Raw genomic sequence first — 20,838 nt, forward strand, 5'->3', positions numbered from 1 at the left:
GCGACTAGTCGCTTTTGGTGCCGAAGACGATTTCGTCCCAGCTGGGGACGCTCGAACGCTTCGGCCGGATCTTGCGATCCGATGCTTCCTCAACCGGTTTCGCCGATCGGTCTGCCGCCGATCGATCGGATGCTGATCGATCGGATGCTGAGGCGTTCTCGGGAGCGGGACCGCGATCCTCGCGTGGTTCGGTGGCTTCCGGCCCGGGCTGTGCTGGCCGATTGGGGCGGGCAAAAATGCTGATTTCCCGGGTTTCGGTGCTGACCGATTCGAAGAGTCTTGGTGTGCCGTCGCTGTAGGTCGCTTTGCCCTCAATGCCGGACTCGACGTCGTCGGCAACTGACGGGGCCAGGCTCAGGCCCGCGAACTTGCGTGGCTCGACGTCGTCGTCATCAGTTGAGGCGGGGGTTTCCGTCCCATCGTCCTCCGTGGGGCGGGGATGGGCTGCCGGGATCGCCCCCTTGGCCAGCAGATGAGCCAGGGCGTCATCGCCGTCCTCGTCCACGCCGAGACGCTGGCCACGGCGGGACCGGAGAACGTCGAGCAGGTTGTCTGAGGCTTCTTCCTCTTCGGGTGCAGCCTCAGGGGTTTTCTGCGCTTCAAAGTCGAAAACATGATCAGCAACGGCGCTGAGCCGCCGTGTGGGCAGGGGGCCGTCGAGCGGTTCCAGTTCGCTGAGCAACTGGGCCCACCGGTTGGTGTTCAGGACGGTTTTCCGGCTGGGGTTGAACGTCCACTGAGCGGGAGGTTCCTCCCCGACGGTGACCCGGGTGTCTGGTGCCAGATCAAAACGTGCCACCACGTTCCAGAGTCCATCCTGGCGTCGCCAGGCATCCCACTCAACAGCGTTGGCATCGACCCCATACGCCTGCAACCGGTATGCGACCATGTCGCCGAGTTGGGCGGGGCTTTCCCCGAAGGCTGACCGGTAGCCGTCGTTCGAAGGCACGGCAGAGGAAACCTCCACCCGCTGGGCCAGAATGGCCATATAGTCGCGTTCGGCTCGCACTGGCCCTTCATATCGGAGCACCTGCGCAAGGTCCTGGCCGGACTCGTCGACGATATCCTGGGCAGTGGCACCGCTGCGGATGCGGGACTGGATATCGCGGGGTGAGAGCGGAACAATTGGTTTGCCTGCGGGGGGAGGTGGAGTGCTGATCTTGTGCTGTTCCATTGGGCGGGTGACCGCCATGCGCAGCGCTTCGTTGATCGGCAGGCTGAAGTTGGAGCCGTCCTCACCGTTCAAGTGCAGGTATCCGCCGTCCTCGTGAACACCCACCAGCCGTAGTTCCTGCATGAAAATCCTCCGAGCCGACAATGCTTCCTTACCCTGAAACTCTGCCACCTGAAGGCCGACATGCCTACTACACCCGTGGTGTGGCGCGGAAGTTTCGACGCCGATTGGGATCAGAGAGGGTTGTTCAGCGACAATCTTTGGCGTACGGGCACAAAATACCGGCTGTCAGCGTTGGACTCGACGTTGGACAGTCCCGACTAACCAATCTCACAGCACACCGGAGAGTGAACCCCCAATTATGGCGACCGATTACGACACGCCGCGTACCACCCCCGAAGACGCCGGGGACGCCTCGATTGAAGAGTTGAAGGCCCACCGCGCTGGCCACCAGTCACCTGTGGTTGACGAAGACGAGATCGAGGCAGCGGATTCCTTCGAACTCCCGGGAGCTGACCTTTCCAGCGAAGAGATCCAGGTGCTGATTCTTCCCGCGCAGGCCGACGAATTCACCTGTGCGTCATGCTTCCTTGTCCGGCACCGTTCCCAGATCGCCAAACACGTAGACGGGCTTGCCTACTGCAGCGACTGCGAAGGCTGATCGGCCCGGCGAGGGAGGAAGCCTCAGCCGGCGAGGGCTGCCACCAGGCGGTCCGGTCGCCGGGTGGACGTCAGCCAGTAGGGAGTGGGGTCATCCGGGTCGGTGATCTCCACCCGGACAACCGGTGAGATCCAGCCGCGAATACACAGGTAGGCAATCCCATTGAGCTGCGGCCCTCGCTGCGCGGTGGCGTCTTCACCGGTGTAGGCGGCAGCGCCGCCCAGGAAGCGGCGCTCGATCGTGGCCCGCCCCACCGTCAAATGTGTTGTGGTCACCACAATCCGGGGGGTTGACAGGACCAACAGGGTGCCGAGGACCACTGCAACCACAGTCGCAGCAATAAACCCGGTGGTGAGATTGATCGGAGCAAACGTGACCACTGATGCACCTGCCGCTCCCGCCGCGACCAGCCAGATCCAGAGGGCGGGCCACAGCCGCTCCTCGTAGAGGACAGTGCTGACTGATGATCCTGGCGCGGGTGTTGACATACCCCTACCTTCCCAGATTTTCCTGGGTAGTTCATTCTCGCCCGTTGGCCTGCCGGTAGCCGGTGATCGTTCAGGTTTTCGCGCTAGAGTGAAGGCCTAACCCCGATCACTTTCAAGGCAGCTGGAGTATGAACGTGCTGGACCCACAGCGGAGACTTCCCGTGCAAATCAAACTGCTCGACGCCGGGATGGCCCCACCCGAATATGCGCAGCCGGGTGACGCCGGCGCTGATCTACGGAGCCGCATCGACTTCCGGTTGGCGCCGGGTGAGCGTTTGCTGGTACCTACCGGTCTGGCCATCGCGCTACCGGACGGGTACGTTGGGCTGGTCCATCCCCGGTCGGGTCTGGCCACGAAGCACGGGGTGACGGTGGTGAACGCACCTGGCACCATTGACGCTGGTTACCGGGGCGAGATTGCTGTCACCCTGCTGAACACTGACAAAACCGAATCGCTGGCGTTTCAACGAGGGGACCGGATTGCCCAACTCCTCATCCAGCAGGTCGAGCACGCCGAATTTACCGTGGTTGAAGAACTCCCCGGATCAGTGCGCGGCAGCGGGGGCTTCGGCTCCACCGGAGGCTACAGCGTTGATGCTGCTGCCGCTCCGACTCACGCATAACCTCAAGGATATCCAGACCAGGAACCCCCTCCCGGAGGATCCACACACCCAAGGAAAGGAACCCAATCATGGTTTTTGGGCGCCTGAAGAAGAAGCAACAGAATCTCCCGGCTGAAGACACGACACCCGCTGACGCGCCGGTCGAGTTAACCGAAACTGCCGAGGCCGCTGAGCCAACGGGCCCCGCAGCCACCACGGACACGGCCGAGCCGACGGACGCCGAGCCAACGGGCCCCGCAGCCACCACGGACACGGCCGAGCCGACGGACACTGAGCCTGTCGGGACGCCTGCGGCAGCCGACGCGGAGCCGGCTGCCGGCGTAGTCGTCTCGCGGAGCAACGGCCCGTTTGACGTGTCGGAGAAGGACTCCGACGCCGGATATATTGACCTGGGAGCGCTGCGTATCGGCGCAGCCGAGGGTCTCCAGCTTCGGCTCGAGGTGGAAGAGAAGACCAAACGGGTAATCGCTGTCACCCTGGACCTCAACGGTTCCAACCTGCAGTTGCAGGTGTTCGCCGCACCACGCACCGACGGCCTCTGGGACGAGATTCGGTCCCAGATCGGCGTCTCGGTCGGCGCGCAGGGCGGAACGGTCCAGGACCGGGTCGGTTCCTTCGGCACCGAGTTGGTGGCCAAACTTCCGGCTCAAACCCCCGATGGCCAGCCTGGGTACCGGGTTGCCCGGTTCATTGGAGTGGACGGCCCCCGATGGTTCCTGCGCGGAGTGATTGGTGGACCGGCGGCGATCAACCGCGAGGCTGCCGCACCGATGGAAGAACTTTTCCGCAACGTTGTAGTGGTCCGGGGAGATCACCCGTTGCCGCCACGTGAGTTGCTGCAGCTTCGTCTTCCCAAGGAGACTGCCACCGCATCACCGGCTGCCGCTGCGGCGCCGAAGCCCGATCTCACCGATCCGCTGAAGCGCGGACCCGAGATCACTCACATTGGCTGACCGCCCGGGCTTCGATGGGATCGGCGGGACCCCGCATTCGGCCACGGTGGCGGGGCTTCCCAGCCGGGGGCGTGCCCGGGCACGAGGTTTCATTTCCCGGATCACCATTCTTCCGCGGGGCGCGGCGCCCCAGTTCGCTGCGGTGGTCTCCGACGACACGCCGCCGGGGGCGGCCGGATTCGAGCGTCGGGTACACGCCTCACGACGTCGGTCCGCCCAGGTGCGGCTGGTCTGGATCGGGCAACGCCGGGTTCCGGGCATTGAAGCCGGAACCCAGATTGCCTTCGAAGGAATGGTCAGCCCGGTGGACGGGATGCCCACGATCTACAACCCACGCTATGAAATCATCGGCCGTCCGGAGGCACAGCAGTGAGTACCACCCCACCCCCCAGCACCCCGTCTGGGGATAACCCGGCCCCGCGTCAGGGTCCTACCGCCGCCGAGTTGGCCGGTCAGTACGCCGCACGATCCGGGGTGCAGCGCAGCGACGACGGGCAGATCGACGTGCTGCAGTCGATTGGCGGCGTCCGTGGGCTGGCTGAGAGCATCCTGCCGGGCCTGATCTTCACCGTCATGTTCACGATCAACCAGGACCTGCAGGTCTCCCTGATCGCGGCCATCGGCGTAGCAGCCATCTTCTCGATCATTCGGTTGGTTTCACGGACACCCCTGACGCAGGCGCTGTCCGGTCTGATCGGCGTGGCGATCTGCGCCTTCGTTGCCGGCCGCACCGGGAATGCCGAGGACTTCTTCGTTCCCGGTTTCTTCACCAATGGTGGCTACATCATCGCAATGGTCATCTCCATAGCGGTCCGCTGGCCGATTGCCGGCCTCCTGTTCGGCTTCATCCGCGGCGAAGGCGTCGAATGGCGGAAAGACCCCAAACGGGTCAGGGCCTACACCATCGCCACCTGGATTATCGTGACCGTCCTCGGCCTCCGGCTCGCCGTGCAGATGCCCCTCTACTTCGCGGAGAATTTCGTGGCGCTCGGAACTACCCGGCTGATCATGGGGCTTCCGCTCTACGCACTGGGGTTATGGCTCGCCTGGCTCGTATCCCGCCCGACGGCCCAACCGCAGGAGTCCAGCGAACCCCGCGAACGCAGCTAAGGCAGGCCGGGGGCGTCGATCTGCCCGCCGTCGTCGGGATCCCCGGATTCCCCAGGAACCGCCAACAGGACACTCCGGAGCGCATCCTCCGCGGCGATCGCGGCAATCAGGAACAGCTCATCTCCGGGTTCGACGACGTCGTCCGGGCTCGGTGTAATCGACGCATCGTCGCGCAAAATTGCCACCACCGTGCAGTCCTCGGGCAGGATCAGCGAGCCCAGCGTCCGACCCACGATCGGGGATTCCTGGGGGACAGTAAACTCGACGATCGAGGTGACACCGCTCTGCAGGGTCAGTAGCCGGACCAGGTCGCCGATTTCGACTGCTTCCTCAACCAGCGCAGTCATCAGGCGGGGAGTATTGACCGCGACGTCTACGCCCCAGGAGTCGTCGAACATCCAGTCGTTTTTCGGGTTATTGACCCGGCCCACGGTCCGGCCCACCCCGAACTCGCTTTTCGCGAGCAACGACACCACCAGGTTCACCTTGTCGTCGCCAGTGGCAGAAACCACCACGTCGGCTTCATCCAGTCGGGCATCCTTCAGGGTGGTCAACTCGCAGGCATCGCCGATCAGCCATTTGGCGCCCTTGAGCCCGCTGCGGCCAATCACCTCGGGTTTCTCGTCAATCAACAAGATCTCGTGGTTGTTGGAGAGCAGCTCCTTGGCGATCGAAGATCCCACGCTTCCCGCGCCCGCGATGACAACCCTCACTCGGACTCCTCCACTGGTTTCTTGGCGAGAATGCGCCCTATTTCGTCGGTAGCGGCGGTCTGCATCATTGCATGCACAATGTCACCTTCCTGGTAGCTGGTCTCCGAGGTGGGCAGCATGCCCTCCCCAAAACGGGTGAGGTAGGCGACTCGGATCCCCGAGGCCGCTTCGATATCGGCGAGGGATCGGCCTAGCCAGCCATCGTGCAACGAGAGCTCGCCCAGGATCAGGCGGCCCGAGGTTTCCCTGAAGTCACCGTTGATGCTTTGTTCCGGCAGGATTCGGCGGAGCACCTGATCGGCGCTCCAGCGTACGGCCGCCACCGTGGGGATTCCCAGCCGCTGGTAGATTTCCGCGCGTCCTGGATCATAGATTCGAGCCACCACGTGGGGCACATGGAATGTCTCGCGTGCCACCCGGGTGGCGAGGATATTGGAGTTGTCACCGCTGGACACGGCGGCGAAGGCGTAGGCGTTCTCGATGTCGGCGTTCTTCAGAGTCTCCCGGTCAAAACCAACCCCGGTAACCTTGCGGCCGCCAAAGGAGCCCCTGAGCCTCCGGAACGCGCGGTCATCCTGGTCGATGATTGCGACGGTGTGTCCCGACTCATCCAACGTGTGAGCGAGGCTGACGCCTACTCGGCCACACCCCATGATTACAAAATGCGCCACCCGTACTACCTGCCGTTCCAACCGATTGCCAGCCTGCTTGTCGGCGCCGCCCCCCTGATGGGGCACTGCGTCCGCTGCACCCAGCCTAATGGAGTTGCGCGGGCGGAAACGCGCTAGTCTGTGGGCTGTGCTGACTTTCTTTGAAGCCGCCAAGCGGGTCGTGGTGGGCAAGCCGTTCCGCAACGACCGGCTACGGCATCAGACCCTGCCCAAGCGGATCGCGATGCCGGTGTTCTCCGCCAATGCCCTCTCCTCGGTGGCATACGCACCCGATGAGATTCTGTTGACCCTTGCCCTGGCGGGGCTGGCCGCCGTGTCGGTTTCCCCATGGGTGGGTCTTGCGGTGCTCGTGGTGTTGCTGGTGGTGATCGCTTCCTATCGGCAGGCCGTCCACGCCTATCCCACGGGCGGCGGCGACTATGGGATTGCCCGCCGCAACCTGGGCAACTCTGCTGGCCTCACCGTAGCTTCGGCGCTGATGGTGGACTACGTCCTGACGGTCGCCGTATCGGTGTCGGCCGCCGCCCACTATGTCATAGCCCTGGCTCCCGGGTTGGCCGGGGGACAGACGGTCATGGCGGTGGCAGGCGTCGTCGTCCTGGTCTTGTTGAACCTGCGCGGCGTCACGCGTAACGCGCTGGCCCTGGCCATCCCGACCTACGTTTTCCTTGCTGCGATTCTGGGCATGTGCGCCGTCGGTATCATCCAACGGCTCAACGGGACTTTGGGCGAGGCCCCCAGCGCCCGGTTCGAAATCATCCCCGACCCAGCCCTCGACGCCGGTCTCGTGGGTCTGGCTGGGGCGCTCCTGATCCTGCGGGCCTTCTCCGCTGGCGCGGCCGCGCTGACCGGGGTGGAAGTGCCCAGCGCCAACGTGCCAAGCTTCCAATCCCCGCGCAGCCGCAATGCCGCCTCCACCCTGTTGATGCTGGGGGTGGCGGCAGGGGCGATGACTGCGGGCGTCATTTACCTCGCGAACGCGGTGAAGGTCCATGTGGTGCAGAACCCGCAGGAACAGTTGCTGCTGGACGGCAATCCGGTGCCAGAGGATTACATTCAGAACCCGGTGGTGAGCCAGCTCGCCCGCACCATTTTCAGTGAAGCAGCTGTGCCGTTCGTTCTGGTCGTCGGCGCCACTGCCCTGATCCTCGTGCTGGCAGGACACGCCGCTTTTAACGGCTTTCCGGTGCTGGCCTCGATCCTGGCCAAGGACGGGTACCTGCCACGCCAGCTCAGGACCCGCGGCGACAGGCTGACCTTCAGCAACGGCATCCTCGCGCTGGGCGCCGGAGCGATCCTGCTGATCCTGGTGTTCAGTGCCGATGTGACCCAGTTGGTTCAGCTCTACATTGTCGGCGTGTTTGTCTCCTTCACCGCGAGTCAGGCCGCACTGATCAAGCACTGGACCCGTGAGCTGCGGAGCACCGCCGACAAAAAACGCCGCTGGCGGATGAAAAAGTCGCGGGCCATCAATACCGTCGGCTTCGTGCTGACCGCAGCCGTGCTGGTGGTGGTGCTGGTGACCAAGTTCGAGTACGGGGCGTGGGTGGCGGTGCTGGCGATGGTGGTGCTGTTCGCCGTCATGCACGGCATCAAACGGCACTACGACCAGGTGGCCCGCGAACTGGCGCTCGACGACAACACCTTTTCCCGGGCGTTGCCTTCACGGGTGCACGCGGTAATTCTGGTGTCCCTCGTTCGTAAACCAGTGCTGCGGGCCCTGGCCTTCGCCCGCGCGTCCCGTCCGTCCAAGCTGGATGCCATCGTGGTCGACGTTGACCCGGAGGAAACCGAACGGACGCTGCAGGACTGGGAACGATACGAGATTCCCGTGCCGATCACCGTCCTGGCGTCGCCCTACCGTGACACGATCACGCCCATCATGGAGTACATCCGAAGCATCCGCAGCGACTCGCCGAGAGACCTGATCGTGGTCTACATCCCGGAGTACGTGGTGGGACGCTGGTGGGAGCGGCTGGTCCACAACCAGACAGCACTCCGAATCAAAACCCGGCTGCACTTCGAGCCGGGGGTTATGGTGGCAAGTGTCCCTTGGCAGCTCGCGTCTTCTGACGCCGCACGAAAGTTTCAGGATCTTCAGTGACAGATGACCCGGCAGGCACCCTAGAACTCACTATCGGCCCGGTAGCCCATGGCGGCCACTGCGTCGCCCGACATGAGGGCAGGGTCATTTTCGTTCGGCACGCCCTGCCGGGGGAGACGGTGCGTGCCCGGTTAACCGAGCACGACGACGGCGCCAGCTTCTGGCGTGCGGACGTGGTCGAGGTGGTCCAGGCCTCCCCGGATCGGGTCAACCACCCGTGGCCGCTCGCTGACGCCCTGTTGTCAGCCCAGCGCGGAGCTTCCCCGGTGGGCGGCGCCGAGTTCGGGCATATCGCTCTCGCCGCCCAACGAAAGTTGAAGGCAACGGTTTTCAGCGAGCAGCTTCACCGCCTCGCCGGAGTGGACCGGGAAATTGAGGTGGAGCCGGTCCCCGGCGAATCCCCTGACGGCCTGCGGTGGCGCACCAGGGCCAGCTTCGCGGTCGCACCGGACGGGCATCTGGCCATGCACGCCCACCGTTCCAATGAACTGATCCCCGTCGCCGAGATGCCGCTGGCCATCGATGCCATCAACGAACTACAGCTGTGGACCGTCAACTTCAGCGGAATCCAGCGGGTCGAGGTCGCTGTGGGCTCCGCCGGAGACCCGCCACTGGTGCTCCTGGTGCCGGCCGCCGGCGCCCGGCGGAAACAGACCGCCGCCGTCGTCCACCAGATCGACGGACCATCGGTGGCCCTCTGGGACCCGGAAAAGGGCACCGTCGAGCGGGTGAAAGGCAAGACCTGGCTGGCTGAAACTGTCGGATCCCAGACCTACCGGATCACCGGGGACGGTTTCTGGCAGATTCACCGGGGCGCGCCCGGACTGTTGATGGACGCCGTCCTCGGCGGGCTGGCCATCCAGCCAGGGGAACGCGCCGCCGACCTTTACTCCGGGGCAGGGCTTTTCACGGCCCCCATCGCCGACGCGGTCGGGGAAACCGGCAGCGTCCTCGCCGTCGAGGGATCCCCGGGCGCGTCCCGCGACGCTAAACGGAATCTCCATGGCCGGGGTCAGGTGGACATTGTGCAGGGCAAGGTTGACCGGGTACTCCGTGACCGCAAACCCTCGCTTGACGTAGTGGTCCTCGATCCGCCCCGCGCCGGTGCAGGGCAGGCGGCCATCACCGAGGTAATTGCGGCGGGCCCCCGCGCTGTCGGGTACGTTTCCTGCGACCCGGCGTCGTTTGCGCGCGACGTCGGCTACTTTCAGCAGGCAGGCTGGGAACTGGACACCCTCCGGGTGTTTGATCTGTACCCCCACACCCACCACATGGAGTCCTTCGCGGTACTCCGCCCCAGCCAGGGATAGCGGACCGCAAACGGACTAGGATGATGTTCCCGGGTGCAGGCGAGAGGAGCCCAGCAATGAGCAGCATGGACAGCTTTGGTGCCAAGGGAACGCTTGATGTTGCTGGCGCCCAGTACGAGATCTACCGACTGAGCGCGGTAGCAGGCGCCGACAGTCTTCCGTTCAGTCTCAAGGTGCTCCTGGAGAACCTGCTCCGCACCGAGGACGGAGTGAACATCACCGCCGGGCAGGTGCGTGCCCTGGCCAACTGGGACGCCGACGACCAGCCGCACACCGAGATCCAGTTCACCCCGGCCCGCGTGATCATGCAGGACTTCACCGGTGTGCCCTGCATCGTGGATCTCGCGACCATGCGCGAGGCAGTTGTCGAACTCGGTGGAGACCCCAAGCGGGTCAACCCGCTGGCGCCGGCCGAACTGGTCATTGACCACTCGGTGCAGATCGACGTTTTCGGGAACGCCAACGCACTCGAGCGCAACATGGACATCGAGTACCAGCGCAATGGCGAGCGGTACCAGTTCCTGCGCTGGGGTCAGACCGCGTTCGACGACTTCCTGGTGGTCCCGCCCGGCATGGGCATTGTCCACCAGGTCAACCTCGAGTACCTGGCCCGCACGGTGATGACCCGTGAGGTCACCACCGACGGCACCACCGCCCTGCAGGCCTACCCCGATACCTGCGTCGGCACCGACTCGCACACCACCATGGTCAACGGGCTCGGCGTGCTCGGCTGGGGGGTCGGCGGCATCGAAGCCGAGGCTGCCATGCTGGGCCAGCCCGTCTCCATGCTGATCCCCCGGGTGGTGGGCTTCAAGCTCACCGGTGAGATCCCCGCCGGTGCCACCGCGACCGACGTCGTGCTCACCATCACCGAGAAGCTGCGTCAGCACGGCGTCGTTGGCAAGTTCGTTGAGTTCTACGGCGAAGGTGTCAGCGCTGTGCCCCTGGCCAACCGCGCCACCATCGGCAACATGAGCCCGGAGTTCGGCTCCACCGCTGCCATGTTCCCGATCGACGAGGTCACCATGGACTACCTGCGGCTGACCGGCCGCTCGGAGGAGAACCTGGCACTGGTTGAGGCCTACGCCAGGGAACAGGGCCTCTGGCACGACCCATCGCGGGTCACCCGGTTCTCCGAATACCTGGAACTCGACCTCTCAACCGTGGTGCCCTCACTCGCCGGCCCGAAGCGCCCCCAGGACCGGATCGACCTGACGCGCGCCAAAGACCAGTTCCGGAAGGACATCCACCATTACGTCAACTCGGTGGACGACGCAGCGCTCGACGAGGCGCTCGAGGAATCCTTCCCCGCCTCGGACGTCCCCGCGATGACCTCCACGGTGAGGCATGCAGGGCGCTCACGCGTAATGGGCCGGCCATCAAACGCAGTCCAGGTCACCATGCCGGATGGCCGGGCGTTCGAGCTGGACCACGGCGCCGTCACTATAGCGTCGATCACCTCCTGCACCAACACGTCCAACCCATCCGTGATGCTGGCCGCTGCGCTGCTGGCACGCAACGCGGTGGACCGCGGACTCACCGCGAAACCCTGGGTGAAGACCTCGCTTGCTCCCGGCTCCAGAGTGGTCACCGACTACTACGACAAATCAGGGTTGACCCCCTACCTCGAAAAGCTGGGATTCTACGTGGTGGGATACGGCTGTGCCACGTGCATTGGAAACTCGGGTCCCCTTGACGAAGAGATTGCTGCGGCGATTCAGGCCAATGGCCTGGCGGTAACAGCGGTGCTCTCGGGGAACCGCAACTTTGAGGGCCGGATCAATCCTGACGTGGTGATGAATTACCTCGCTTCACCGCCGCTGGTGATTGCCTACGCCCTCGCCGGCACCATGGACTTCGACTTCGAGTCCGACCCCCTGGGACAGGACCGGGAGGGCACCAACATCTTCCTGCGGGACATCTGGCCCGCCCCGGCGGAAATCCAGCAAACCATTGACTCCTCAATCGACCGGGAAATGTTCGACAGAGGCTACGAGGGAGTGTTCGACGGCGACCACCGGTGGAAAGCACTCGACACCCCCCACGGAAGCACTTTCGCCTGGAATGCAGACTCCACCTACGTCCGGAAGCCCCCGTACTTCGAGGGGATGCAGGCGACGCCGGACCCGGTCGCCGACGTTACGGGCGCACGAGTGCTCGCCGCGCTCGGTGATTCGGTGACCACCGACCACATCAGCCCGGCCGGATCCTTCAGGGCGGATAGCCCCGCCGGACGCTACCTGCTCGAACACGGGGTGAACCGGAAGGACTTCAATTCCTATGGGTCCCGCCGAGGCAACCACGAGGTGATGATTCGCGGCACCTTCGCCAACATCAGGCTGCGCAACACCCTGTTGCAGGGGGTCCAGGGGGGATTCACGCGGGACTTCACCCAGACCGGCGGCCCCCAGACCTACATCTACGACGCAGCCGTGAACTATCAGGCAGCCAATATCCCCCTGGTGGTTCTGGCCGGAAAAGAATACGGTTCCGGCTCATCCCGTGACTGGGCGGCGAAAGGCACCGCACTGTTGGGCGTCCGTGCGGTAATTGCCGAGAGCTTCGAGCGGATCCACCGGTCCAACCTGATCGGCATGGGGGTGCTCCCGCTGCAATTCCCGGCGGGGCAGAGTGCAGCAACCCTGGGCCTTACCGGCACCGAGACCTTCGCCGTCGCAGGGGTGACGGCGCTCAACGAGGGCAGGACCCCGGAAACGGTCCGAGTCAGTGCCGTGCCGGAGGAGGATGGCGACACGATCACGTTCGACGCGGTGCTGCGTATCGACACTCCGGGGGAAGCCGACTACTACCGCAACGGTGGAATCCTTCACTATGTGTTGCGACAGCTCACAGCCAACCCGCGTTAGAGTTAATGACCCGCAGGCGTAGGTCCAGCGGGAATGACAAATACAAGGAGGCACCGATGGGACTCTTGGAAACCATCCGCCACCCTCAGGATCTCAGCCGGCTCACCAGCGACCAGTTGGAGCGACTGGCAGGTGAAATTCGTGACTTCCTCATCACGAACGTCTCCCGGACGGGAGGGCACCTCGGCCCTAACCTGGGGGTCGTTGAATTGACCCTTGGCATGCACCGGGTCTTTGATTCCCCGCGTGACTCGATGATCTTCGACACCGGTCACCAGTCCTATGTGCATAAACTGCTCACCGGGCGCCAGGATTTCAGCACGCTGCGCCAACAGGGCGGACTCTCCGGATACCCCTCGCGGGCCGAATCCGAGCACGACGTCGTCGAAAGCTCCCACGCCTCATCCTCCCTGTCCTGGGCTGACGGAATTTCCCGCGCCCGGGTCCTCGCTGGCGAGGGCGACCGCTACACGGTGGTCATGGTCGGTGACGGCGCCCTGACCGGCGGTATGGCTTGGGAAGCCATCAACAACATCGCCGCCGACAAGCGGCGCCGCGTAGTGATCGTCGTCAACGACAACGGCAGGTCCTACGCACCGACCATCGGGGGAGTGGCCGACTATCTGGCGTCCCTGCGTCCCACCCTGGACACGGTCCGTACCCACCGCGTCTATGAGGGCACTCTCGACTGGTCCAAGCGTCGCCTCCAGAACGGCGGGCCGCTCGGCCGGTTCACCTACAAGAGCCTGCACGCCACCAAGAAGGGCATCAAGGACTGGTGGGCGCCCCAGGGGTTGTTTGAAGACCTCGGAATGAAATACATCGGGCCCATCGACGGCCACGATATGTCAGCCGTCGAGCATGCGCTCCATCAGGCACGCAACTACGAGGGTCCGGTGATCGTGCACGCGATCACCGAAAAAGGGTATGGCTACGCGCCGGCCCGGGCCCACGAAGCTGACCAGTTCCATGCGGTAGGCGTCATTGACCCAGAGACCGGCCAGCCCGTCGGGGCAGCTGGACCACAGTCCTGGACCAGTGTGTTCGCCGACGAAATCGCGGCCCTGGCCGACGAGCGCACGGACATTGTCGGTATCACCGGCGCCATGCTCATTCCCGTTGGGCTCCACAAGTTCGCTGAGAAGTACCCCGAACGCGTGTTCGACGTCGGGATCGCCGAGCAGCACGCCCTCACCAGCGCCGCGGGCATGGCTTTTGGTGGGTTGCATCCGGTCGTGGCGCTGTACGCGACGTTCCTGGGGCGCGGATTCGATCAATTGCTCATGGATGTTGCCCTGCACAAAGCCGGGGTGACAGTAGTTTTGGACCGCTCGGGCGTCACCGGCCCCGACGGCGCCAGCCATCACGGGATGTGGGATATGGCGATGCTGCAGATCATCCCCGGATTGCACCTGGCCGCTCCACGGGATGCCACCAGGCTGCGTGAGGAACTCAGGGAGGCCGTCGCTATTGGTGACGCGCCGAGCGTGGTGCGCTACTCGAAGGGCGCTGTGGGCGCCGAGGTGCACGCGATTGAACGGCTCGACGACGGCGTCGAGGTGCTGTCCCGCCGCCCAGCGGGGTCCAACAACAACGATGTCCTGATTGTCAGCGTCGGCGCGATGAGCGAACTGGCCCTCGACGTGTCCAACCGGTTGGGTGCCCAGGGGATCAGCTCGACCGTGATTGATCCACGCTGGGTGCTCCCGGTGCGCCAATCAGTGATCAGGATGGCCGCCGAACACCGGATCGTCATTGTGATTGAGGATGGCGTGCGGGCTGGCGGGGTTGGGTCACGGATCCGGCAGGAAATGCGCGCCGTCGGTGTGGATACTGCGTTGAACGAGGTGGGGTTGCCCGTCGAGTTCCTCGACCACGGTACACGCAGCGAAGTGCTGGAACGGGTTGGGCTGACCGCGCGCAAGGTGGCCCAGGATGTCGTCGAGCAGGTACTGGGTACCAGGGTGCCGGTCGCCCGTCCCCTCCAGGGACAGGACGCACCAGTCACCGGGCAGCTGCCCAAGCTCTGATCGAGTCAGCCCAGAAAGTCGGATACCAAAAGCCGGGCGCCTGAAATAGTCTGTGAGACAATGAACGTGGCTGGCAGGGGAACCACATTCCCCGGCCGGTCCAGTGACAGGCTTCCGGCTTCGCCGGCGACGCTTCTGAGCGCATCGTGAAAACATCCGTACGGATGGGATGCCGAGAATCCGCTGTGCAGGCCAACCGTTGGGAAAGCAGCGGATAAGGAAAAGCGCCACTGGTCTTCGAGTGATGCCGCACCCCACGGATGGTGCGACCTCGAAGCTCACTTAGACGACTTCCGGTAGACGCGAGGCGCCAAGGTCCGCGAACAACCGACATACTGCCCCCGGGGGCGTCGGAATGTGGCCGACGCCGCAGGGGCTGGAGCAAAACACCATATGGATACTCAGCAGAACCCGACAGAGCAGAATCCCACAGAGCAGAATCCCACCGGCCAGGATTCGACCGGCCAGGTCCAGGATGCTGCGCAGGAGCACCCCGATGTTCCAGTGAAGAAGGCCACGAGGACCCGACGCAAAAAAGCGGATCCAGTAGCCGACGACGCCGCCTCGGCTACCGCAGAACCGGCAGAACCGGCCGAACCGGCCGCTGCGCCGAAGCGTCGTGCCACTCGGAGCCGTAAGGCCGCCACCAGCGATATCGTGCTCCCCGATGCGCCCACCACGCCCCCCACCGGGGCCGATTCCGGATCTGACGCAGAAGCTGCTGCAGCGGAGCCAGCGAAGGCACCCGCCCGGCGCCGGACCACCCGCAAGGCAGGTAGCCCCAGCGGGGCGCCAACCGCCGTCGAGCCCGCGGCCACCGCGCCAGAGAAGGCCGCCGCCGTCGAGACGGTTGATGCCGCTGCTGTACCACCAGCCGACGCCGTGCTGACGCCGGTGAAAAAGACCACCCGGCGCCGTTCGACTGCCGCGCAGCAGAAAGCTCCCGCGGCCGAAGAGGCAGCAGCGACTGCGCCTGCCGAGCAGGAGGGTGATGCCGGCCGGACCCCGCCGGTTCAGCAGGAAACTCCCGCCGCGCAGGCCGAGGAGACCACCCCCGTCCAGGAACCCATCTCCGTGTCAACGGCGTCCGATCCTTTCAGCATCCCCGCGTCGCTGTTCCATGCACCAGACCTGAGTGTTGCAGTAGCTGCGGCAAGGAAGGCTGAGGTTCCCGCCGCTGCTGACGCGGATGAAGACGAGGACGGCGATAGCGAATCCGGTGGGCGCCGGCGTCGTCGGAACCGCCGCAGCCGTGGCAAGGGCCGCGGCGACCAGGATGCCACCACGGACGAGAACGGCTCAAACCTCGACGCCGGCCCGGACGGGGACGCCGAAGACGGCGTGACCTCCCGCCGCCGTCGCAGGCGCCGTCGTGGAGACCAGGATCTCGAACTGACCGGTGGCCAGGATGACGATCCGCCCAACACCGTGACCCGGGTGCGCGCGCCGCGGCAGGCCCAGGAAACGGCCCCATCCAACAAGGTCACCAGCGTCAAGGGTTCCACCCGGCTCGAGGCCAAGAAGCAGCGTCGTCGTGAATCCCGCGACACGGGCCGCCGCCGCCAGGTCATCACCGAAGCCGAATTCCTCGCCCGCCGAGAGTCGGTGGACCGTCAGATGATCGTCCGCCAGCGCGATGACAGGATCCAGATTGCTGTGCTGGAGGACGGATTGCTCGCCGAGCATTTCGTGTCCAAAACCCAGCAGGATTCCCTGATCGGCAACGTGTACCTGGGCAAGGTCCAGAACGTGCTGCCCAGCATGGAAGCAGCATTCGTTGACATTGGCCGCGGCCGCAACGCCGTCCTGTATGCGGGTGAAGTCAACTGGGACGCGTCACGTCTCGACGGGCAGCCGCGCCGTATCGAACTGGCGTTGAAGTCCGGTGACACCGTCCTGGTGCAGGTCACCAAGGACCCGGTCGGCCACAAGGGCGCACGCCTGACCAGCCAGATTTCCCTCCCCGGCCGCTACCTGGTGTACGTGCCGGGCGGTTCAATGACCGGAATTTCCCGCAAGCTCCCCGATGTGGAACGCAACCGGCTCAAGCGCATCCTGAAGGACCGCCTCCCCGAGAACGCCGGTGTCATTGTGCGCACGGCCGCGGAGGGGGCCAGCGAGGAAGAGCTGACCCACGACATCAACCGGCTGCGGTCACAGTGGGAAACGATCGAGGCAAAGTCGGGCTCCACCAAGTCGCTCGCCCCCGAACTGCTGTATGGCGAGCCGGATTTGACCATCAAGGTGGTCCGGGATGTCTTCAACGAGGACTTCTCCAAACTGATCGTGTCCGGCGAGGAAGCCTGGGACACCATTGAGGCCTACGTGATGTATGTGGCCCCCGACCTGGTGGGACGCCTCGAGAAGTGGACCGGCAACGAGGACATTTTCCTCGCGAGCCGGATCGATGAACAGATCCACAAGGCACTCGACCGGAAGGTCTACCTGCCCTCTGGCGGGTCACTGGTGATCGACCGCACCGAAGCCATGACCGTGGTGGACGTCAACACCGGCAAGTTCACCGGCAGCGGTGGCAACCTGGAAGAAACAGTCACCAAGAACAACCTGGAGGCCGCAGAGGAAGTTGTCCGTCAACTGCGTCTCCGCGATATCGGCGGCATCATCGTCATCGACTTCATCGACATGGTCCTGGAAGCCAACCGTGACCTGGTGTTGCGTCGGATGGTGGAATGCCTGGGCCGCGACCGCACCAAGCATCAGGTTGCGGAGGTCACCTCCCTGGGGCTGGTCCAGATGACGCGGAAGCGGATGGGCACCGGACTGCTGGAAGTCTTCGGCGAGAACTGTGAGCACTGTGCCGGGCGCGGGGTCGTCACCCATGACGAGCCGGTGGAGCACAAGCGGCACGCCGTCGCCCCCGAGAACCACCAGCAGCACCTGCGGCAGGAGAAGGTGTCCCGCAGCGAACGCAAGCGTAACCGGAGCCGGTCCAACTCGCCCGCCGACGAGGACCAGCAGACACCCGAGGCGCCGCAGGACGACGCCGAGCGTCAGGCCCGGGCTGAAGCGGCCCGGGTGGCCCTCGCCAGTATCGCCGCAGCCACCCACGCAGCACACGAGGCCGAGGGTCATCCAGCGACCAACGATGCCGCCGAGGTGGTACTGACCATCAACGGTGAGACGGTGAGCCTGCCCCGCGCCGAGGCCAGCGACGCCGAAGTGCAGGAAGCCCGCCGGCTCACGCTCGATAGCCTCACCCAGGCCTTCGACCGCAAGCCCGCGTCAGCCGACTCCGGAAGCGATCCAGTTGCCGGGTCCGCTGCGGAACCGGCCGTCAGCCCCGAGCCGGCTCCCCAAAGTCCACGGCGCAACCGCCGGAGGGCTGCCAGCAGCCCCCAGGGGACCGCTGCGACGTCGGCTATCGAGCGGCAGCAACCGGGCCAGGAGGAGTCAGCGGGGCAGCCGGCGGCGCAGTTCGTCGCCAGCGTCCCGGCGGCACCTCGCCGGGACGCAACGGCGACGCCTGCCAAGGATGAGCCGATGATCCTCGGTGTAGGGGTTCCAGCGTCCGAGTTGTAGCCGCAAGCCGGGCACGCGACGCGCCCACACACCGGGGGATTTGCAGGAAACCGCCAAACTGGCGTAATCTTGATCTTCGGTGCGTTCGCCTTCTAACCGGTTATCCGGGGCGTCGATGCACAGCGTCAGCGGTAGGACCAAAGTAGTTCGGTTTGCCGGTGTAAGTACGCACACAGTAGTTTTCCAAGCATAGTTGTCGAGAGAAGTGAGTTCCCAAGTGGTGTACGCGATTGTCCGCGCAGGCGGCCGCCAAGAAAAGGTTTCCGTGGGAGACCTCGTAACCCTTGACCGCGTCACCGGTAAGGCCGGCAGCAGCTTTCAGCTGCCCGCCCTCCTTCTGGTCGACGGCGACAAGGTAACCTCAGCAGCAGACGACCTGGCAAAGGTCGCCGTGACTGCCGAGATCATTGAGAATCTTCGTGGACCGAAGATTGTCATCCAGAAGTTCAAGAACAAGACCGGCTACAAGAAGCGCCAGGGTCACCGTTCAGAGCTGACCCGCGTCAAGATCACAGGCATCAAGTAACCTCTTCGTTCTTTATCAAAAGGTAGGCAAAGCAGATGGCACATAAGAAGGGTGCGAGTTCCACTCGCAACGGTCGCGATTCAAACGCCCAGTACCTTGGCGTCAAGCGGTTCGGTGGACAGGTTGTCAAGGCCGGCGAAATCATCGTCCGCCAGCGTGGCACCCACTTCCACCCCGGCGCTGGCGTTGGCCGCGGCGGAGACGACACGCTGTTCGCGCTGGAGGCTGGCTCGGTTGAGTTCGGCAGCCGTCGTGGACGCCGCGTTGTCAACATCGTCGGCGCAGTCGCAGAGTAGTACCTGCGCACTAAGCATAAGGCAGTGAGGTGGGGTGAGCCGATCCGGCTCGCCCCACTTTCTTTTTAAGCCGGGATAGACTCGGCATCAATTCACAATTTACTAAGGAGTTCAACGTGGCAAGCTTCGTTGACCGAGTGGTTCTGCATGTGTCGGGCGGTACCGGCGGTCACGGCTGCGTTTCCGTCAAGCGGGAAAAGTTCAAGCCATTGGGTGGCCCCGACGGCGGTAACGGTGGCGACGGCGGCAGCGTGATTCTCCGCGTCGACTCACAGACCACCACCCTTCTGGACTACCACCACGCACCACACCGGCACGCCACCAACGGCGGCAACGGCATGGGCGACTGGCGTGGCGGTAAGCAGGGCGAAACCCTGATCCTGCCGATGCCAGACGGCACAGTCATCAAGACCAAGGATGGCGAAGTACTCGCCGACCTGGTCGGCGAAGGCGCCGAGTTCATCGCTGCCTCCGGTGGCCAGGGTGGGCTCGGGAACTCCTCGCTCTCCTCCCAGAAGCGCAAGGCGCCAGGCTTCGCCCTGCTCGGCATCCCCGGCGACGCCCGGGACATCGTGCTGGAGCTGAAATCCATTGCTGATATCGCTTTGGTGGGGTTCCCCTCCGCTGGCAAGTCAAGCCTCGTCGCAGCGATGTCCGCGGCTCGCCCCAAGATTGCCGACTACCCATTCACCACGCTGGTGCCGAACCTCGGAGTCGTCGAATCGGGCGACGTCCGGTACACCATCGCCGACGTGCCCGGTCTCATCGAAGGGGCCAGCGAAGGCAAGGGCCTGGGCCACAACTTCCTGCGCCACGTCGAACGTTGCGCCGCCCTGGTCCATGTCCTCGACTGCGCCACCCTGGAATCGGACCGCAACCCCCTGAACGACCTCGACATTATCGAGCGCGAGCTGGAGAAATACGCGGTGGACATGAGCTTCGCCGGCCCGGATGGGGACGTCGTGCCCCTGAACCAGCGCCCCAAACTGATTGCCCTGAACAAGGTCGATGTGCCGGACGGAAAGGACATGGCCTCCTTCGTCAGGCCCGAGCTGGAGGCCCGCGGCTACCGCGTGTTTGAGGTGTCCGCGTCCAGCCACGAAGGCCTGCGGCAACTCGGGTTCGCGATGGGCGAGATTGTGTCCGCAGCCCGCGCCGAGCTGAAGGCCACCCCACCCAAAATTGTGCCCCCAGTACTGCGCCCCCGTGCCGTCAACTCGCGCGGCTTCATCATCCGCAACGAGGAGAAGAACCTGCTGCCGTTGTTCCGGATTCTCGGCGAGAAGCCGGAGCGTTGGGTCAAGCAGACCGACTTCAACAACGACGAAGCGGTTGGCTACCTGGCCGACCGGCTCGCGAAGCTCGGCGTGGAAGAGCAGCTCTTCAAGAGCGGCGCCAAGCCCGGCGACACGGTGGTCATCGGTGAGGATGACGGCGTCGTCTTCGACTGGGAGCCGACCATGATGGGCGGGGCCGAGCTACTGGCGTCGCCACGCGGCACCGACATCCGTCTCGCGGAGTTCGTCCGGCCTACCCGCGACGAGAAGCGCGAGGACTACCAGGACCGCAAGGACGCCCGCGCGGCGGCACGGCTCGACCTTGAGACTGAGCGTAAAGCCGGGATCTGGACGGAATCGGTCAACTACAAGACCCGAACCTCCCCGGGTACCACTATCGAGACATCCCAGGCTGTCCCGGACAAGGCCGGAGACGACGACGCACCGGGGATTAACCCTGCGCCAGCCTCAGATAGCGAAGAAGCCGGACGCTAA

At 64.6% G+C, this 20,838-nt stretch carries 17 protein-coding genes; 13 read left to right on the forward strand and 4 right to left on the reverse strand.

Going from position 1 to position 20,838, the window contains the following annotated elements; all coding sequences use genetic code 11:
• Positions 1-4: 4 nt before the first annotated feature.
• Positions 5-1,297 carry a septation protein SepH gene (gene sepH, locus ACX80T_RS13075; RefSeq protein WP_459304628.1) on the reverse strand — a complete coding sequence of 431 codons (1,293 nt, stop codon included), beginning with the start codon at positions 1,295-1,297 and terminating at the stop codon, positions 5-7.
• A 238-nt stretch (positions 1,298-1,535) separates the two neighbouring features.
• Here sepH and ACX80T_RS13080 point away from each other — a divergent pair, with 238 nt between their 5' ends.
• A complete protein-coding gene (locus tag ACX80T_RS13080) occupies positions 1,536-1,835 on the forward strand; it encodes a DUF4193 domain-containing protein (RefSeq protein ID WP_459304629.1) in 300 nt (99 codons plus the stop codon).
• A gap of 23 nt (positions 1,836-1,858) precedes the next feature.
• On the opposite strand, the gene ACX80T_RS13085 is transcribed toward ACX80T_RS13080, so the two are convergent.
• Entirely contained in the window at positions 1,859-2,323 is a 465-nt protein-coding gene (locus tag ACX80T_RS13085) for a DUF3093 domain-containing protein (RefSeq protein WP_019481097.1), read from the reverse strand.
• A gap of 128 nt (positions 2,324-2,451) precedes the next feature.
• On the opposite strand from ACX80T_RS13085, the gene dut reads away from it, so the two are divergent.
• From dut to ACX80T_RS13105, 4 genes are all read left to right on the forward strand, one after another.
• Entirely contained in the window at positions 2,452-2,946 is a 495-nt protein-coding gene (dut, locus tag ACX80T_RS13090) for a dUTP diphosphatase (protein WP_024477339.1), read from the forward strand.
• A 68-nt stretch (positions 2,947-3,014) separates the two neighbouring features.
• Positions 3,015-3,899 carry a DUF3710 domain-containing protein gene (locus tag ACX80T_RS13095; protein ID WP_116778119.1) on the forward strand — a complete coding sequence of 295 codons (885 nt, stop codon included), beginning with the start codon at positions 3,015-3,017 and terminating at the stop codon, positions 3,897-3,899.
• On the forward strand, positions 3,892-4,272 hold the full coding sequence (locus tag ACX80T_RS13100) for a single stranded DNA-binding domain-containing protein (RefSeq protein ID WP_024477337.1): 381 nt from the start codon (positions 3,892-3,894) through the stop codon (positions 4,270-4,272). Before ACX80T_RS13095 ends, ACX80T_RS13100 begins: the two co-directional genes overlap by 8 nt.
• On the forward strand, positions 4,269-5,009 hold the full coding sequence (locus ACX80T_RS13105; RefSeq protein WP_019483775.1) for a DUF3159 domain-containing protein: 741 nt from the start codon (positions 4,269-4,271) through the stop codon (positions 5,007-5,009). The genes ACX80T_RS13100 and ACX80T_RS13105 overlap by 4 nt, the downstream gene beginning before the upstream one ends.
• Here ACX80T_RS13105 and ACX80T_RS13110 read toward each other — a convergent pair.
• Positions 5,006-5,722 carry a potassium channel family protein gene (locus ACX80T_RS13110; RefSeq protein WP_019483774.1) on the reverse strand — a complete coding sequence of 239 codons (717 nt, stop codon included), beginning with the start codon at positions 5,720-5,722 and terminating at the stop codon, positions 5,006-5,008. The two genes, ACX80T_RS13105 and ACX80T_RS13110, sit on opposite strands and share 4 nt — an antisense overlap.
• Positions 5,719-6,393: a potassium channel family protein gene (locus ACX80T_RS13115; protein WP_024477335.1), complete on the reverse strand. Its 675-nt coding sequence runs from the start codon at positions 6,391-6,393 to the stop codon at positions 5,719-5,721. The genes ACX80T_RS13110 and ACX80T_RS13115 overlap by 4 nt, the downstream gene beginning before the upstream one ends.
• A gap of 127 nt (positions 6,394-6,520) precedes the next feature.
• Between ACX80T_RS13115 and ACX80T_RS13120 the strand changes: the two genes are divergently transcribed.
• The 8 genes from ACX80T_RS13120 (at position 6,521) to obgE (ending at position 20,838) form a co-directional block, all read left to right on the forward strand.
• Complete coding sequence (locus ACX80T_RS13120; protein WP_019483772.1) at positions 6,521-8,497, forward strand: APC family permease; 1,977 nt, start codon at positions 6,521-6,523, stop codon at positions 8,495-8,497.
• Positions 8,494-9,807: a class I SAM-dependent RNA methyltransferase gene (locus tag ACX80T_RS13125; protein WP_024477334.1), complete on the forward strand. Its 1,314-nt coding sequence runs from the start codon at positions 8,494-8,496 to the stop codon at positions 9,805-9,807. Before ACX80T_RS13120 ends, ACX80T_RS13125 begins: the two co-directional genes overlap by 4 nt.
• A 56-nt stretch (positions 9,808-9,863) precedes the next feature.
• Positions 9,864-12,674: an aconitate hydratase AcnA gene (acnA, locus tag ACX80T_RS13130; protein ID WP_116778118.1), complete on the forward strand. Its 2,811-nt coding sequence runs from the start codon at positions 9,864-9,866 to the stop codon at positions 12,672-12,674.
• 56 nt (positions 12,675-12,730) lie between these two features.
• Positions 12,731-14,704 (forward strand): 1-deoxy-D-xylulose-5-phosphate synthase, encoded by a 1,974-nt coding sequence (gene dxs, locus ACX80T_RS13135; protein ID WP_024477327.1) that lies wholly within the window; start codon positions 12,731-12,733, stop codon positions 14,702-14,704.
• Between the two features lie 393 nt (positions 14,705-15,097).
• Complete coding sequence (locus ACX80T_RS13140) at positions 15,098-18,244, forward strand: Rne/Rng family ribonuclease (protein ID WP_116778117.1); 3,147 nt, start codon at positions 15,098-15,100, stop codon at positions 18,242-18,244.
• Positions 18,245-18,461: 217 nt separating this feature from the next.
• Positions 18,462-18,770, forward strand: a complete 309-nt coding sequence (gene rplU, locus ACX80T_RS13145; RefSeq protein ID WP_019482657.1) for a 50S ribosomal protein L21 — start codon at positions 18,462-18,464, stop codon at positions 18,768-18,770.
• A gap of 35 nt (positions 18,771-18,805) precedes the next feature.
• Complete coding sequence (gene rpmA / locus ACX80T_RS13150) at positions 18,806-19,066, forward strand: 50S ribosomal protein L27 (protein ID WP_081743419.1); 261 nt, start codon at positions 18,806-18,808, stop codon at positions 19,064-19,066.
• A 116-nt stretch (positions 19,067-19,182) separates the two neighbouring features.
• Entirely contained in the window at positions 19,183-20,838 is a 1,656-nt protein-coding gene (gene obgE, locus ACX80T_RS13155; protein ID WP_024477331.1) for a GTPase ObgE, read from the forward strand.

This window comes from Arthrobacter sp. Sr33 (assembly GCF_054511195.1).